Below are 13767 nucleotides of genomic sequence, written 5' to 3'. Positions count from 1 at the left end.
CGGCCCGTCCTGACGCGGCGTCCCTCGGCGGTCTCCGGCTGTGTCGTGCTATCGTCGCCTGCGACTGATTCGGGAGATCGTTGGCAGTGGCGGCGGACGAACTAAGCACCCCGCTGGGTCAGAAGCGGAACCGGTGGCAGCGGCTGCGCCATTACCGGCTGCCGTTCAACGCCACCCAAGGGGTGGCGGCGCTGCTCGGCCTGTTCGTGCTGGTGTTCCTCGGCTTCGCGCTGTTCGGCAATGATCCATTTGGCGGCGAACCAGTGGTGCGGGTCGAGATCAAACCAAGCCCCGAAGAGGCCAAGCAGGCCTCGGCCGAAGCCGGGAAGGATCAGAGCGGCAAGCCGGAGAATGCTCCGGCGGCTGCCGCCGAGAAGAAGGATGCCGCTGAGCCGAAAGACGCGGCTGCCGGTCAGAAGACCATCACCATTATCGACGGCTCCAAGGGCACGCGTCAGGACGTCGTGGTCGGGACCGACGGCTCCGACAAGGGCGAGCCTCCGGCAGGACCAGCGACTTCAGACGGCATCAATCCGAAGCTGCTGGAGCAGTCGCGCTATGGCATGATCCCGGTGATGGCCGGCGGGCTGAAGCCGTTCTCGGCCTATGCGATGACAACCGATGCCGATCGCGCCAAGGCTGAGCGGATGCCGACCGTGACGATCGTGGTCGGAGGGCTCGGCATCGGCGCGGCCCGCACCAACGATGCAGTGATGAAGCTGCCGGCCGCGGTGGCGCTGGCGTTCACGCCCTACGGATCGGACCCGGGCAAGCTTGCGACCGAAGCGCGGACCAAGCGCCACGAAGTCATTCTGCAGATTCCGATGGAGCCGTTCGATTATCCGGACAACGACCCCGGACCGCAGACGCTGCTGACCTCCAGCGCACCGGAGCAGAATCTCGACCGCCTGAATTGGCATCTCAGCCGGATCCAAGGCTATGTCGGCCTGTCGAACTTCATGGGCGCGCGGTTCGTCGCCACCGAGCCCGCGATGCAGGCGGTGATCCGCGACGCCGCCAAGCGCGGTCTCGGCTATCTGGATGACGGCACCGCGCCGCGCAGCGTCGCCGGAACACTGGCGAAATCGCTGGCGATCCCATTCGTGCGGGCCGATCTCACGATCGATCAGGTGCCGGCCGGAGCCGATATCGACAAGGCGCTGGCGCGGCTGGAGAGCATTGCCAAGGAGCGGGGCAGCGCTGTCGGCATGGCTTCTGCGCTTCCGGTGACGATTGAACGAATTGTCAACTGGAGCAAGAGCTTGGAGAGTCGCGGGATCCTCCTGGCGCCATTGACAACGGCGATGCTGAAATCAAAATCAAGTTGAGTCACCCCAACCTCGGGGATGCGGAAGGCACTGACGGAATGGCCCGCTACGAAGACCTGCCCTATCGAACCTGCGTCGGCGTGATGCTGATCAACCGGGAGGGTCTCGTCTTCATCGGGCGCCGCACCGGCGGCATCGAACACGTCGACGACACCCACGTCTGGCAAATGCCGCAAGGTGGCGTCGATCCCGGCGAAGACACCTGGGAAGCCGCCAAGCGCGAGCTTTATGAAGAGACCAGCGTCCACTCGGTCGAGAAGCTCGCCGAGGTCCCGGACTGGCTGATCTACGATATCCCCCGCACCGTGGCCGGCCGCGCCTGGAAGGGTCGCTATCGCGGCCAGCGCCAGAAATGGTTCGCGGCCCGCTTCACCGGCGCGGACTCCGAGATCAACGTCGTCCACCCCGGCGGCGGCCACAAGGCGGAGTTCACCAGCTGGCGCTGGGAGCCGATGCACAATCTTCCGGAGCTGATCGTGCCGTTCAAGCGGCCGGTCTACGAGCGCGTCGTCAAGGAATTCTCGCAGCTCGCCGCGGCGGTGTGAGGCGACCAATCCTTTCATCGTTGCAAGCGCAGCGAAGCAGTCCAGGGGCTCGGTGAACTGAGCCCTGCATTGCTCCATGGCTACGCTCCGCGCAACGACGCGAGAACTCCGTGACCAATCGTGCCGCCTCGTCGCGCGGTGACAAGGGACCGCGAGACCATCATCCCGCTGCCATCGCGGTCTGCAGGATATGATCGCAGTGCGCCTTCACGGTGTGGTGGGCGAAGACGTGGTCGCGCGCAGCCAGCGCCATGCGGCGCAGCTTGTCCTTGTCCGCCAGCGCTGACATGACGGCGCGCTCCAGCCCGCCGGGTTCGATGTCGTAGTACACGCCGTGCTGACCGGACAGCAGCGGTGCATAGCGCAGGATGGTCGGGTTGTTCATCAGCGGCACCGACTGCACGATCGGCGCTTCGTAATGCCGGTAGCAGTCCCAGCCCATGCCCTCCGGCGACCACGCCAGCCAGGAATGCGACATCCGCTCCATGAAGACGTCGTAAGGCAGTCGCTCGGTCGGCTGATCGATCCGCACGCCCGCCGCCCGCAGCCGCTCCAGCTCCGGCAGACCGTCGCGCCGTACCGTGGAATTGCCGTCGACCGAGCCGATGAAGAAAATGTCGTGTGTCTTCTCCGGAAACGGCGCGTCCCGCCAGCGTGGGTCGAACCGGAATTGCGGCAGTGAGATCGGCTGCAGCTTGTCGATCCGGCGCTGCCACTTCTCGCTGCGCCGATAGCGCAGCGTCGGCAGATGCGGATGCACGGTGCCGGCCAACGCCTGCCATTTGTCGCAAGGCAGCTCGCGTTTGAAATACGCCTTCGCCTTGTCGAGCAGGAAGACGCTGCTCTTCGAGATCGCGAAGTGATCGTCCATCTCGACCGCGACCACCGGCACGGGCGACTTCACCCAGCGGAACAGGCTGGGGCCGAATTGGCGGGTCAGCGCGGCCCATGGATTGGTCGGGGTGTAGAAGATGCCGCGCGCCCAATAACGCGGATGCCAGGGCGAATAGCGCAGGCTGTTGACCACCACGACGTCGTATTCGCCGCGGCCGGCAGCGCGCAGCTCGCGCAGCACGCGGTCCGGCGTCGAGAAGCCGTCGAGCTTGCCGAAATCATCGGTCAGCTTGGTCCAGGTCCACAGGCAGGTGGTGCGCTCTGGATACTGCAGTTTGAAATAGCCGCCGCCAATTTCGAGAATGCGGAGCTTGGAGGTATCGACGGGCGTGGTCATGAATTGAATTCGCCTGGCGCAAGTCGCAGCAGGCGACGCGCCGCCCGCGTGGATCGGCGACACCGCCGGGACGGTTGCCGCCGCAGCCGGTGGCAGCCGCTCGCAACAGCGAGCCACGGTTTCGACGCTTGCCTAGCATGGGGTTTCTTGCCATTCAATGCGGCGGAAAACGGCCGACGCGACCGCGTCCGGCCGGGCGTTTCGAGCCAAATGGGCACCCGTTCCCGCGACTGAGGCGCGTCCGAACCCGCCCCTGTCCAGGACCCAGCGATGCGATTGTCCCGACGAATTCTCGTGAGCGGCGGTGCCGGCTTCATCGGCTCGCACCTGTGCGACAAGCTGTTGGCCGAAGGCCATGAAGTTCTGTGCGTCGACAATTATTTCACCGGCTGGCGGCGCAACATCGAACATCTGGTCGGTACGCCCCGATTCGAGGTGATGCGCCACGACGTCACCTTCCCGCTCTATGTCGAGGTCGACGACATCTACAATCTCGCGTGTCCGGCTTCGCCCGTGCACTACCAGCACGATCCGGTGCAGACGTTGAAGACGTCGGTGCACGGCGCCATCAACATGCTGGGCCTCGCCAAGCGTACCCGCGCCAAGATTTTCCAGGCCTCGACCAGCGAGGTTTACGGCGACCCCAACGTGCACCCCCAGCCCGAGAGCTATTGGGGCCACGTCAATCCGCTCGGCATCCGCGCCTGTTACGACGAGGGCAAGCGCGCGGCCGAGACGCTGTTCTTCGACTATCACCGCCAGCACAAGGTGAAGATCAAGGTCGCGCGGATCTTCAATACCTACGGGCCGCGGATGCATCCCAACGACGGTCGCGTGGTGTCGAACTTCATCGTCCAGGCGCTGTCCGGCAACGACATCACCATCTATGGCGACGGCAGCCAAACGCGGTCGTTCTGCTACGTCACCGACCTGCTCGACGGCTTCGCCAAGCTGATGGCAAGCGGCGATGAGTTCATCGGACCGGTCAATCTCGGCAATCCCGTCGAGTTCACCATTCGGCAGCTCGCCGAGATGGTGATCGAAATGACCGACTCGAAGTCGAATCTGGTGATGATGCCGCTGCCGTCGGACGATCCGCGCCAGCGCCAGCCCGACATCTCGCTGGCCCGCCGCGAGCTGGGATGGGAGCCGAAGGTGCCTCTCGCCGACGGTCTGAAGGAGACCATCGGCTACTTCCGGACCCTGATGGCGTCGTGACCCCGCGCCCGCCCGTCGAGTCTCTCCCGTATCGCCGCAATGTCGGCATCGCGCTGTTTGGCGGCGACGGCCGGGTTCTGATTGGGCGACGGTTTCGCGACGACGGCCCGGAGATCATTCTGCCGGGCCTCGAATGGCAGATGCCGCAAGGTGGCATCGACGAAGGCGAAGAGCCGCGGATCGCGGTAATGCGCGAACTTTGGGAAGAGACTGGCGTGACCAACGCCGAGATTCTCGGCGAAACCGACTGGGTCAGCTACGACTTCCCGCCTTACGACGGCCCAGCCCACCGCCTCGCCGTGTTTCGCGGTCAGCGCCAGAAGTGGTTCGCGCTGCGCTTCACCGGCAGCGAGGCGGAGATCGATCCGCTCGCCGTCCGCAACGACATGCCGCCGGAATTCGATGCCTGGCGCTGGGAGCGCCTCGACCGCGTTGCCGATCTCGTCGTACCGTTCCGCCGAGAAGTCTATCGTGAAGTTGCGCGGAGTTTTTCGCGGTTTGCCGCCGCTCGAGCTTAGCTGCGGCGCCTTCTTCACTACCGTACGTCATGCGCGGGCTTGACCCGCGCATCCATCATTCTTGGGAAAACAGATGGATTGCCGGGTCAAGCCCGGCAATGACCACTGTGTAGAGCGCCGCCTCAAAAGCAAATGGCCGGGACGATGCCCGGCCATTCGAAACTTCAGAACACTCGATCGCGACGTCAGTGCATCGCAGTGGTGTTGAGCTCGTGCTGGATGCTCTTGAAGTGATCCAGGCGCTCGATCGCGCGGTCGAGCTCGTCGCCGACCTTGCCGGGAATCTGCTGCTCCATCGTCTGGATGGTCGCGGCGAAGTCCTGCAGGTCCAAGTCAGGTGCCGCGGTCGCGACGTCGGCCAGAACGGTGAGGCCCTTCTCAGACACTTCGGCGATGCCTCCGAGCACTACGATCTTCTGCTTGTTGGCGCCCGCCGTCACGGTGAGGATGCCGGGACGGATCACCGCCACCACCGGCGCATGACCGGCGAGCACACCGAAGTCACCCTCGGCGCCCGGAATATCGACCTGATCAACTTGGCCGGAGAAGGCGACTTGTTCGGGCGAAACCAGATCGAAGTGGAAGGTGGACATGCTCGCTGCTCTCTCTGCGGTCACCCGCGGGCTCGACCCGCGGGTCCATCAGTGAAACGATTTGAGGCGATGGATGGCCGGGTCACGCCCGGCCATGACGTGCTCTCTCGGCTCAGGCCGCCTCGGCGGCGAGCTTCTTGCCCTTCTCGACCGCCTCTTCGATGGTGCCGACCATGTAGAACGCCGCTTCCGGCAGGTGGTCGTACTTGCCTTCGCAGATGGCGCGGAAGCCCTTGATGGTGTCGACGAGGTCGACGAACTTGCCCGGCGAGCCGGTGAACACTTCGGCGACGAAGAACGGCTGCGACAGGAAGCGCTCGATCTTACGGGCGCGAGCCACGGTCAGCTTGTCCTCTTCGGACAGTTCGTCCATGCCCAGGATGGCGATGATGTCCTGCAGCGACTTATACTTCTGCAGGATCTGCTGAACCATGCGCGCGGTGGTGTAGTGCTCTTCGCCGACGATCGAGGCGGACAGCATGCGCGAGGTCGAGTCGAGCGGGTCCACCGCCGGGTAGATGCCCTTTTCCGAGATCGCACGGTTGAGCACGGTGGTGGCGTCCAAGTGGGCGAACGAGGTCGCCGGCGCCGGGTCGGTCAAGTCGTCGGCCGGAACGTAGATGGCCTGCACCGAAGTGATCGAACCCTTGGTGGTGGTGGTGATGCGCTCCTGCAGCGCGCCCATGTCGGTCGCCAGCGTCGGCTGATAACCCACCGCCGACGGGATACGACCGAGCAGCGCCGACACTTCCGAGCCGGCCTGGGTGAAGCGGAAGATGTTGTCGACGAAGAACAGCACGTCCTGGCCCTGGTCGCGGAAGTGCTCGGCGACGGTCAGACCGGTCAGGCCGACGCGGGCGCGGGCGCCGGGCGGTTCGTTCATCTGGCCGTACACCAGGGCGCACTTGGAGCCTTCGCCGCCGCCCTTCTTGTTGACGCCGGATTCGATGAACTCGTGATAGAGGTCGTTGCCTTCGCGGGTGCGCTCGCCGACGCCGGCGAACACCGAGTAACCGCCGTGGGCGCGGGCGACGTTGTTGATCAGTTCTTGGATCAGCACGGTCTTGCCGACGCCGGCGCCGCCGAACAGGCCGATCTTGCCGCCCTTGGCGTAGGGCGCGAGCAGATCGACGACCTTGATGCCGGTGACGAGGATTTCTGCTTCGGTCGACTGGTCGGTGTAGGCCGGGGCTTCCTGGTGGATGGCGCGAAGACCTTCCGACTTGATCGGGCCCTGCTCGTCGACCGGCTCACCGATCACGTTCATGATGCGGCCGAGCGTGCCGTCGCCGACCGGCACCGAGATCGGCGCGCCGGTGTCGGTGACTTCCTGGCCGCGAACCAGACCTTCGGTGGTGTCCATCGCGATGGTGCGGACGGTCGATTCACCGAGGTGCTGCGCAACTTCGAGCACCAGGCGGTTGTCGCCGTTCTTGGTTTCGATGGCGTTCAGAATGGCCGGCAGATGCCCTTCGAACTGAACGTCGACGACGGCGCCGATCACCTGCGTGATGCGTCCGGTCTGATTGGCGGGTGTAGCCATTTCAACTGTCTCCCTGAAGTCCGAAAACCCGTCCACGGTCGATCGACCGGACGTAAAACCTTGTGAAGTCGCGTCAGATCGCCTCGGCGCCCGAGATGATCTCGATCAGTTCCTTGGTGATCATCGCCTGCCGGGTGCGGTTGTAGACCAGCGTCTGCTTGCGGATCATTTCACCGGCGTTGCGGGTAGCGTTGTCCATCGCGCTCATCTGCGCGCCGTAGAACGACGCGTTGTTCTCGAGCAGAGCGCGGAAGATTTGCACCGCGAGGTTGCGCGGCAGGAGGCCCGAGAGGATCTCGTCCTCTTCCGGCTCGTATTCGTATGAGGTCGCCACCGCGCCTGCGGCGGGCGCCGCCACTTCCAGCGGGATCAACCGCTGGGCGGTCGGGATCTGCGAGATCACCGACTTGAAGCGCGAGTAGAACAGCGTGCAGACGTCGAACTCGCCGGCGTTGAAGCGGGCGATCACCTTCTTGGCGATGTCCTCAGCGTTGACGAAGCCGATCTGACGCACCGAGCGCAGCTCGACATTGTCGATGATCTGCTTCTCGAAGTTACGGCGCAGCTGCTCGTAACCCTTGCGGCCAACGCAGAAGAACTTGACGGTCTTGCCCTGGCTCATCAGCTCGAGCGCGCGCTCGCGAGCGAGGCGGACGATCGAGGAGTTGAACGCACCGGACAGGCCGCGTTCACCCGTGCACACCAGCAGCAAATGAACCTGGTCCTTGCCGTTGCCGGCCAGAAGCACCGGCGCGCCGGGCGAGCCCGCTGCGGCACCGGCGATATTCGAGATCACCGCTTCCATCTTCTCGGCGTAGGGCCGCGCTGCTTCCGCCGCCATCTGGGCGCGGCGCAGCTTCGAGGCGGCCACCATCTGCATCGCCTTGGTGATCTTCTGCGTCGCCTTCGTCGAGGCGATGCGGACGCGCATGTCTTTAAGTGAAGCCATTCTCAGTCCACCCCGGCGATCTGACCTGTGATCCGACCGCGAACCTCACATTCGTCATGCCCGGGCTCGCCCCGGGCATCCACGATGTCGAATAGCCACGTCGAGGACGTGGATGGCCGGGGAAGACCCCGGCCATGACAGCATCAAGCGAACGTCTTGGCGTAGCTCTCGACAACCGCCTTGAGCTTCGCAGCGGAGTCGTCGCTGAGATCGCGGCTGGTGCGGATCGCTTCCAAGATGCTCGACTCCTTGCCGCGCAGCAGCGCCAGCAGGCCGTCTTCGAACGCGCGCACCTTGTTGAGCGGCAGCGCATCGAGATAGCCGTTGGTGCCGGCCCAGATCACGCAGACCTGCTCTTCCATCTTCAGCGGCGAGAACTGCGGCTGCTTCAGGAGTTCGGTCAGACGCGAACCGCGGTTCAGCAGGCGCTGGGTCGCGGCGTCGAGGTCGGAGCCGAACTGTGCGAACGCCGCCATTTCGCGGTACTGCGCAAGCTCGCCCTTGATCTTGCCGGCGACCTTCTTCATCGCCTTGGTCTGAGCCGACGAACCGACGCGCGACACCGACAGACCGACGTTCACGGCCGGGCGGATGCCCTGGAAGAACAGGTCGGTTTCCAGGAAGATCTGGCCGTCGGTGATCGAGATCACGTTGGTCGGAATGTAGGCCGACACGTCGTTGGCCTGGGTTTCGATCACCGGCAGAGCGGTGAGCGAACCGGCGCCCTTCTCGTCGTTCAGCTTCGCGGCGCGTTCCAGCAAGCGGGAGTGCAGATAGAACACGTCGCCCGGATACGCTTCGCGGCCCGGCGGACGGCGCAGCAGCAGCGACATCTGGCGGTAAGCGACGGCCTGCTTGGACAAGTCGTCGTAGATGATTACGGCGTGCATGCCGTTGTCGCGGAAGTACTCGCCGATGGTGCAGCCGGTGAACGGCGCGATGTACTGCATCGGAGCCGGGTCCGACGCGGTGGCGGCGACGACGACCGAGTATTCCAGCGCGCCCTGCTCTTCCAGAACCTTCACGAACTGGGCAACGGTGGAGCGCTTCTGACCGACCGCGACGTAAACGCAGTACAGCTTCTGGCTCTCCGGCGCGCCTTCGACGTTCAACGACTTCTGGTTCAGAATGGCGTCGAGCGCGATCGCGGTCTTGCCGGTCTGACGGTCGCCGATGATCAGCTCGCGCTGGCCACGGCCGATCGGGATCAGCGCGTCGATCGACTTCAGGCCGGTCGCCATCGGCTCGTGCACCGACTTGCGCGGAATGATGCCGGGCGCCTTGACGTCGACGCGCTTGCGCTCGACCGCCTGGATCGGCCCCTTGCCGTCGATCGGATTGCCCAGAGCGTCGACGACGCGGCCGAGCAGACCCTTGCCGACCGGCGCGTCCACGATCGAACGGGTGCGCTTGACGGTCTGGCCTTCCTTAATCTCGCGGTCGGCACCGAAGATCACGACGCCGACGTTGTCGGTTTCGAGATTGAGCGCCATGCCGCGCGTGCCGTTCTCGAACTCGACCATTTCACCGGCGAGCACGTTATCCAGGCCATAAACGCGGGCGATACCGTCGCCGACGGACAACACCTGTCCGACCTCGGAGACTTCGGCTTCCTGGCCGAAATTCTTGATCTGGTCCTTGAGGATCGCGGAAATTTCCGCGGCGCGGATGTCCATCAGCCTGCCTCTTTCATCGCGTGCTTGATCGAATTGAGTTTGGTGCGGAGCGAACTGTCGACCATGCGGCTACCGAGCTTGACGACAAGCCCGCCGATGATCGCCGGATCGACGTTGATATTGAGGGCGACGTCCTTGCCGGTCACCGACTTCAGCGCCGCCTTCAGCGCTTCGAGATTCTTGTCGCTGAGCTTCTCGGCCACGGTCACATCGGCGGTCGCCTCGCCCTTGAACTTGGCGACCAACGCGCGATAGGCGCGGATCACGTCGGCGACGACGAACAGCCGACGGTTGGCAGCGAGCACTTTCAGAAAATTGGCGCTGATGCCGGTGATGCCCGCCTTGTCGAGCACCGCGGCCAGCGCCTTGCCCTGCACCTCGGAGGCGAACACCGGGCTACGGACGAGACGGACGAGATCCGGGCTACCCGCCAGCATGGCACTGAACTTGTCCAGATCGGCCAACACCGCATCGATGGATTTTTCGTCGCGGGCCAGTTCAAACAAAGCGGTCGCGTAACGACCGGAGACTCCGGAAACCGATGGATCTTCAGATGCCACGAGCGCGCTCTTCTTGCTGTCAAATGGCCAAGGAAAAAACCGTCGCCACGAAGCGGCGCCCCCGATTTAAGCCCTTGGAATTCAAGCTGGACTTCGATTTCTGACCGGCACGATGGTCCGGCGGCCTTTAAAATCGCGGCTTTGCTAACATAGCGCGCGCGCAGGTGCAACACGATGGCACGAGCCCGCGGCGCCTTGTTGCAGATCAATCGTCGAGGCGGCGGAGAGAACGCGTCACGTCAGTCGTGAGCGCACTGCTTGGCGCCAGATGGACCCAGGCCAGGATCTGCCGCGAAGCCGAAAAGACCTGCCCGCTAAGCCTGCCCACTAAGCCGGAGAAGAGCCTCGCAGGCGCGAAGCGCGGGCTGGGAGCCCCTTCGCGCCACGCATGGGGCTAATCCCGCTGGTCGCAACTTCTCTATTTGGGGTTGCAGAACCGCTGTCGACGCACGCACTCAGCCTTAACAATCGATTACTTGTGTGATTCGCCATCGGCGTTCATGAAAACTTCGTAATTCAGTATCCGACAAGCATTCGAAGTATTCGAAAAGTAAAATAGTTGTTAATATCAGAGTACCGCGTTGTACTGCGAAAGATCACCAAATATTGCAGCGCGAAATATGGAGGATTGACCGCCTATATTCAGCCTCATTACAAGGCCACTCGTTCGACCACGAACATAGGGACGGGGGTTCCACTTGCCGCATATGGGGCAATACTCGACTTAAGGATAGGATATGGTTCGAAAGAAAACACCGGCGCTGCTCACCACCGGGCCGGCTGCGGCCGCGGCGATGATCGTCGCCTCTGTCTTCCTTGGCGGATCGGTAGGCGAAGCCTCGGCGAAGAGCCGGCATCACCGCCACCACCACCATAGCCACCACAGCGACTGGCGCTCGGCCAATGCGGCGGTGGAGAGCGGCGGTGGCCGCAGCTTCTCCGGTATGGCTTCGTACTACGGCAATGAGTCCGGCAGCCGCACCGCGTCGGGCCAGCGCATGAACGCCAACGCGATGACCGCCGCGCACCGCACGCTGCCGTTCGGCACAAAGCTGCGCGTCACCCATGGCGGCCGTAGCGTGGTCGTCACCATCAACGATCGCGGGCCGTTCATTCGCGGCCGTGTTCTCGACCTGTCGACCGGCGCTGCGCGCGCGATCGGCCTGACCAGCCGTGGAGTTGGCCGGGTCGTTGCGGAAGTGATGTAACCGCGAAGCGGTTCTGCTTCCTCTGCAGATACAACACCTGACGTCCGGATTGGTTCGGCAACAAGCCGCACGCCGCGCTGACGTCACGTGACAAAAGCCTGCCGTCGACAATGACGGCAGGCTTTTCTTTTGTCGTCCAGGCGACGCTGAAGATCACAGAAAGCTTTGCGGATCGACGTCGACTTCTAGCTTCAGATTACCCTTGGTCTTGGGTCCTTTGGCGAGCCAAGAGCGCAAGTAGTTCGACAGATCGAAGCCGCGTACCGATTTCACCAGCAGCCGGAATCGATAGCGCCCCTTGATCACAGCGAGCGGCGCTTCGGCAGGGCCCAGTACCTGCACCCGCTCATCGAGCGGCGCAGCGCTGGCGAGCTGACGGCCGAAGCCTTCCGCGGTCGGCCGGTCGCCGGCCGAGATGATCAAGCTCGCGAGCCGGCCGAACGGCGGGTACAGCGTGCGCTCCCGGATATCGATTTCGCTGGCGTAGAAGGCCTCGCGGTCGCAGGCGACCAGCGCTTTCATCACCGGATGCTCGGGCTGGTGCGTCTGCAGGAAACCGACGCCGCGGCCCTGCTCACGCCCCGCACGCCCGATCACCTGGTTGAGCAGCTGGAAGGTGCGCTCGGCGGCGCGCGGATCGCCGTTGGACAGGCCGAGGTCGGCATCGACGACGCCGACCAGATTGAGCCGCGGGAAGTTGTGGCCCTTGGCGACGAGCTGGGTGCCGATGATGATGTCGACACGGCCCTCCGCGATCTCGTTCAGCTCGGCCCGCATCGTTTCGATCGAGGTGATCAGATCGCTCGACAGCACCATGGTGCGGGCATTGGGAAACAGGCTCGCCGCCTCTTCCTGCAACCGCTCCACGCCGGGCCCGACCGCGACCAGCGAGCCCTCGGCGCCGCAATGCGGACAGGCCGGCGGCCGCGGCATCGAGAACCCGCAATGGTGACACACCAGGCGCTGCCGGAAACGGTGATCGACCAGCCAGGCGTCGCAGATCGTGCAGGCAAAGCGATGCCCGCAGGCGCGGCACAGCGTCAGCGGCGCATAGCCGCGGCGATTGAGAAACAGCAGCGCCTGTTCGCGCCGCTCGATCGCGAAGCCGATCTGCTCGGCGAGCCGCGGCGAAATGAAGCGGCCGCGCATCGGCGGCTCGCGCCGCAGATCGATCGCCTCGATCTGCGGCATGTGCTGTCCGCCGAACCGTGACGGCAGCGGAATCCGCATGTAGCGGCCCTTGCGGGCATTGACCTCGGTCTCGACCGACGGCGTCGCCGACGCCAGCACGATCGGAATTTTGGCGATCGACGCCCGCACCACCGCCATGTCGCGGGCGTGATAATGCACGCCGTCTTCCTGCTTGTAGGCCTGGTCGTGCTCCTCATCGACGATGATCAGCCCGAGGTCGGCGTAAGGCAGAAACAGCGCCGAACGGGCGCCGACCACGACGCGAGCCTGGCCCGCGGCGATTGCCGCCCAGTTGCGCGCGCGGGCGCGCGGGGTCAGTTCGGAGTGCCACTCCAGCGGCCGCACGCCGAATCGCAGGGAGAAGCGCTCGAGAAACTGCCCGGTGAGCGCGATCTCCGGCATCAGGATAAGGCTTTGCCGGCCCTGCCGGATCACCTCGGCGACGGCCTCGAAATACACTTCGGTCTTGCCGGAGCCGGTGACGCCGTCGATCAGCGCCGCCTGAAAGCCGCCAGCGGTCACCAGGCCGCGCATGGTTTCGGCAGCGCGGGCCTGCTCGGGTGAAAAGTCAGCCGGCGCAAAATCCGGATCGGGCTCCGGTGCAGAGTTCTCACGCGGCATCGGCTCGACCTGCAGGGTGCCCTCGTCGACCAGTCCGTCGATCACGCCGGGGCTGACGCCGGCTTCCTTGGCGAGGTCGGATTTACCGTGCAGCAGCCCGTCCGACAGGATCTCCAACAGGCGCCGGCGTGCCGGCGTCATCCGCTGCGGCGGCGAGCCGACCAGCCGTACGCCCAGGCGCTGCCGCTCCGGGCCGAGATGCTCGCCCATCCGCAAGCACATCCGCAGCACCATACCGCGCGCCGACAGCGTGTAGGTCGAAACCCAGTCGACCATCCGCCGCAGCTCGTCGCACAGCGGTGGCACGTCGAGCTTTTCAGCCACATCCTTGAGGCGGTTGTGCAGCCGCGGGTCCGGATTCGGATTCTCCGCCCAGACCACGCCAAGGACTTCGCGGGCGCCCAGCGGCACCGCCACGACGTCGCCAGGCTTCAGCGAAAGGCCGCGCGGCACCCGGTACGAATAGGCCTGGTCGATCGCGACCGGCACCAGCACGTCGACGACGCTGGCAGACGCGTGGGAGCCCGGGCTGCTGGTCGGCAAATCATCCATCGGCCCGGTGTGCCGCCAAAGCCCGGTTTCATCA

12 protein-coding genes are annotated in these 13767 nt (G+C 64.6%); 5 read left to right on the top strand and 7 right to left on the bottom strand.

Annotated elements, in window-relative coordinates:
* Positions 1–86: 86 nt before the first annotated feature.
* Positions 87–1328: a divergent polysaccharide deacetylase family protein gene (locus tag DY467_RS19855; RefSeq protein WP_164638458.1), complete on the top strand. Its 1242-nt coding sequence runs from the start codon at positions 87–89 to the stop codon at positions 1326–1328.
* A gap of 38 nt (positions 1329–1366) precedes the next feature.
* Positions 1367–1873 carry an RNA pyrophosphohydrolase gene (locus DY467_RS19850; RefSeq protein WP_107342426.1) on the top strand — a complete coding sequence of 169 codons (507 nt, stop codon included), beginning with the start codon at positions 1367–1369 and terminating at the stop codon, positions 1871–1873.
* A gap of 160 nt (positions 1874–2033) precedes the next feature.
* Here the strand turns inward: DY467_RS19850 and DY467_RS19845 are convergent, their stop codons facing one another.
* A complete protein-coding gene (locus tag DY467_RS19845) occupies positions 2034–3104 on the bottom strand; it encodes a glycosyltransferase (RefSeq protein WP_164638456.1) in 1071 nt (356 codons plus the stop codon).
* Positions 3105–3374: 270 nt separating this feature from the next.
* Here DY467_RS19845 and DY467_RS19840 point away from each other — a divergent pair, with 270 nt between their 5' ends.
* Entirely contained in the window at positions 3375–4322 is a 948-nt protein-coding gene (locus DY467_RS19840) for a UDP-glucuronic acid decarboxylase family protein (RefSeq protein ID WP_164638454.1), read from the top strand.
* Positions 4319–4840: an RNA pyrophosphohydrolase gene (locus DY467_RS19835; RefSeq protein WP_164638452.1), complete on the top strand. Its 522-nt coding sequence runs from the start codon at positions 4319–4321 to the stop codon at positions 4838–4840. The genes DY467_RS19840 and DY467_RS19835 overlap by 4 nt, the downstream gene beginning before the upstream one ends.
* Positions 4841–5025: 185 nt before the next feature.
* On the opposite strand, the gene DY467_RS19830 is transcribed toward DY467_RS19835, so the two are convergent.
* The 5 genes from DY467_RS19830 to DY467_RS19810 all read right to left on the bottom strand — a co-directional run bounded on the left by DY467_RS19830 (position 5026) and on the right by DY467_RS19810 (position 10161).
* Positions 5026–5433, bottom strand: a complete 408-nt coding sequence (locus tag DY467_RS19830; protein WP_107342430.1) for a F0F1 ATP synthase subunit epsilon — start codon at positions 5431–5433, stop codon at positions 5026–5028.
* Positions 5434–5545: 112 nt separating this feature from the next.
* Positions 5546–6976, bottom strand: a complete 1431-nt coding sequence (gene atpD / locus DY467_RS19825) for a F0F1 ATP synthase subunit beta (protein ID WP_107342431.1) — start codon at positions 6974–6976, stop codon at positions 5546–5548.
* A 73-nt stretch (positions 6977–7049) separates the two neighbouring features.
* Positions 7050–7925: a F0F1 ATP synthase subunit gamma gene (locus DY467_RS19820; protein WP_107342432.1), complete on the bottom strand. Its 876-nt coding sequence runs from the start codon at positions 7923–7925 to the stop codon at positions 7050–7052.
* A 143-nt stretch (positions 7926–8068) separates the two neighbouring features.
* Entirely contained in the window at positions 8069–9601 is a 1533-nt protein-coding gene (atpA, locus tag DY467_RS19815) for a F0F1 ATP synthase subunit alpha (RefSeq protein WP_164571335.1), read from the bottom strand.
* The gene (locus DY467_RS19810; protein ID WP_107342434.1) at positions 9601–10161 is read right to left on the bottom strand and encodes a F0F1 ATP synthase subunit delta; all 561 of its coding nucleotides are present in this window, start codon (positions 10159–10161) and stop codon (positions 9601–9603) included. Before DY467_RS19810 ends, atpA begins: the two co-directional genes overlap by 1 nt.
* Before the next feature lie 737 nt (positions 10162–10898).
* Between DY467_RS19810 and DY467_RS19805 the strand changes: the two genes are divergently transcribed.
* Complete coding sequence (locus tag DY467_RS19805) at positions 10899–11369, top strand: septal ring lytic transglycosylase RlpA family protein (protein WP_164638450.1); 471 nt, start codon at positions 10899–10901, stop codon at positions 11367–11369.
* Positions 11370–11522: 153 nt separating this feature from the next.
* Here the strand turns inward: DY467_RS19805 and DY467_RS19800 are convergent, their stop codons facing one another.
* Positions 11523–13733 carry a primosomal protein N' gene (locus tag DY467_RS19800; RefSeq protein WP_164638448.1) on the bottom strand — a complete coding sequence of 737 codons (2211 nt, stop codon included), beginning with the start codon at positions 13731–13733 and terminating at the stop codon, positions 11523–11525.
* Positions 13734–13767: the final 34 nt, after the last annotated feature.

Origin of the sequence: Rhodopseudomonas sp. BR0G17, assembly GCF_010907025.1 — a bacterium.
GTDB lineage: Bacteria > Pseudomonadota > Alphaproteobacteria > Rhizobiales > Xanthobacteraceae > Rhodopseudomonas > Rhodopseudomonas palustris_H.
This window is presented reverse-complemented; position numbering and strand designations above follow the sequence as displayed.